General features: G+C 39.0%; 3 protein-coding genes. 2 read left to right on the top strand and 1 reads right to left on the bottom strand.

Annotated features, from left to right (window positions below; genetic code table 11):
- Positions 1 to 72 precede the first annotated feature (72 nt).
- Entirely contained in the window at positions 73 to 246 is a 174-nt protein-coding gene (locus NJ959_RS28365; protein ID WP_254015110.1) for a hypothetical protein, read from the bottom strand.
- Between the two features lie 16 nt (positions 247 to 262).
- Here NJ959_RS28365 and NJ959_RS28360 point away from each other — a divergent pair, with 16 nt between their 5' ends.
- A complete protein-coding gene (locus NJ959_RS28360; protein WP_254015109.1) occupies positions 263 to 1,882 on the top strand; it encodes an NAD(P)/FAD-dependent oxidoreductase in 1,620 nt (539 codons plus the stop codon).
- A 60-nt stretch (positions 1,883 to 1,942) separates the two neighbouring features.
- Positions 1,943 to 2,603: AAA family ATPase (locus NJ959_RS28355; protein ID WP_254015108.1), on the top strand; the 661-nt coding region annotated here is incomplete at its 3' end.

Genomic DNA, 2,603 nt, shown 5'->3' with positions numbered 1-2,603 from the left:
CGGTTTCTCAAAGAAACCGGGTTTCTGAGGCGTACTTCATAAACCTGCAATCTGCATTTAATTTGTATACCTTCACACCCCATACCCCATACCCCACACCAAAAAACCCACACCATCAGATTGATTCCACAGGGAAATTGCTAAAATTGGCTCTTTAACTGGTGCTTCAGCTTCGGGATTTTTATGGTGTACTTGAGACAAGAGAAAACCGCTATAATAAAATGCCGATCTGTCAGTTAATCCCATATTAATTTTACTGATTATGTTAAGACTAACAGAAATAAAACTCCCACTAGATCATCCTGTCGATGCGATCAAAACCGCCATCCTCAAAAAATTGCAGCTCCCTTCCGAAGAGTTAATTAGTTATTCTATCTTTAAACAGAGCTACGATGCCCGGAAAAAAACAGATATCCTCCTTGTCTATATTATCGATATAGAAACAACCCAGGAAAAACAGCTTATCGAGCGTTTCAAAAAAGATCCTCATGTCATGGTTACCCCAGACATGACTTATCGCTATGTAGGACAAGCGCCTAGCAATTTGATGACTCGTCCCATTATAATTGGTACTGGTCCTTGTGGGATGTTTGCGGGGTTAATCCTGGCACAAATGGGATTCCGTCCGATAATTTTAGAACGAGGAAAAGCAGTCCGCGATCGCACTGTTGACACTTTTGGCTTTTGGAAGAGAAAAATAGAATTTAACCCAGAATCTAATGCTCAGTTTGGCGAAGGTGGCGCAGGTACTTTTTCCGATGGTAAACTCTACAGTCAAGTTAAAGATCCTCAACATTATGGGCGCAAGGTGTTGACGGAACTTGTTAATGCGGGAGCATCTCCAGAAATACTTTATATTAATAAACCACATATTGGGACATTCAAGCTGGTGGGTATTGTCCAAAATATGCGGGCAAAAATTCAATCATTAGGTGGAGAAATCCGCTTTCAAAGTCGGGTGGAAGATATCCATATTGAAAATAGAAGAGTTCAGGGAGTTACCTTAGCTAATAGAGAATATATTCCTAGCAATTATATAGTTCTTGCCGTGGGGCATAGTGCCCGCGATACCTTTCAAATGTTATTCGATCGCGGAGTTTATATTGAGGCTAAACCCTTTTCCATTGGCTTTAGAATTGAACATCCCCAGCCTATAATCGATAGTTGTCGTTTCGGTGATTATGCTGGGAATAAGATTTTAGGTGCAGCAGATTATAAACTAGTTCATCACTGCCAAAATGGTCGCTCAGTCTATAGTTTCTGCATGTGTCCAGGTGGCTTAGTCGTAGCAGCAACCTCAGAAATAGGGAGGGTAGTTACTAATGGGATGAGCCAATATTCTCGCAATGAAAGAAATGCAAATAGTGGGATTGTTGTTGGGATTACACCAGAAGATTATCCCTGCAATCCTTTGGCAGGAATTGCCTTTCAACGTCGCTTAGAAGCACAGGCTTTTGAGTTAGGTGGGGGGAGCTATGATGCACCGGGGCAATTAGTCGGTGATTTTTTGGCTAATCGCCCTTCTACGGAGCTAGGGAAAGTCCATCCGTCTTATACGCCGGGGGTGGTGATGACAGATTTGAGTCAAAGTTTACCAGATTATGCGATCGCAGCCATCCGCGAAGCACTTCCCGCTTTTGATAAAAAGATTAAAGGTTTTGCGATGGATGATGCAGTTTTAACTGGCGTGGAAACGCGCACATCTTCACCAATTAGAATTAAACGGAAGGAGGATTATCAGAGTTTAAATACCGAAGGGCTTTATCCGGCTGGTGAGGGGGCAGGTTATGCAGGGGGAATTCTTTCGGCGGGGATTGATGGGATTAAGGTAGCGGAGGCTGTGGCTTTGAGTATTTTGCGATCGGTGAATCATATTCTATAATAAGCATAATGGAGCTGCTACATAGCCAAGTCCTGAATATGAATTGAATAAGTGAAAATCATGAAAATCAAATCTATTTCATTTCAAAATTACAAAGCATTTTATGAAAAGCAAACAATGCAATTAAAGCCAGTTACTATTTTGATTGGCAAAAATAGTTCTGGAAAAAGTTCTATCGCCAAACTATTTACATTGTTTGAAAACTCACTTATGGGTAATTTCGACGAACCGTTACTGTTGCAGAACAATGGAGTAGAATTGGGTGGAGAGTTTGATAATTTATTTTTTGGTAATAATTCAGGTGGAATTCCCTTGAATTTTAAGATTGTATTTGAGAATAATGTACAAGTAGAAATTGGTTTGCTGAAAAAAGTTGAAGGCTATGGACTAGATATTATTCAATGGAAATATAAAGATGATACACAGCAATTTGAACTTGAACTTAAGGATGATGGATATTTTGACGCTAGTAGTAAAAAACTATATGAATGTAAATTTAAAGGATTTATTCCTACTAAACTTATCGAAAAAAATACCATTGAAAATTTAGCTCTAAAATTTCAATTAGAAAAAATTGATGTTGATTATATTGGTCCTTTTAGAATTTTACCAGAAAGATATTTTTATTTAACAGGGCAGACACAATTTCGATACACGGGTATTACAGGTGAAAATGCCTATGCTATTCTTGGGATAAGTAAATCAAAGAGAGACGATAAGT

The organism is Limnofasciculus baicalensis BBK-W-15 (assembly GCF_024178385.1).
Classification (GTDB): domain Bacteria; phylum Cyanobacteriota; class Cyanobacteriia; order Cyanobacteriales; family Coleofasciculaceae; genus Limnofasciculus; species Limnofasciculus baicalensis.
This window is presented reverse-complemented; position numbering and strand designations above follow the sequence as displayed.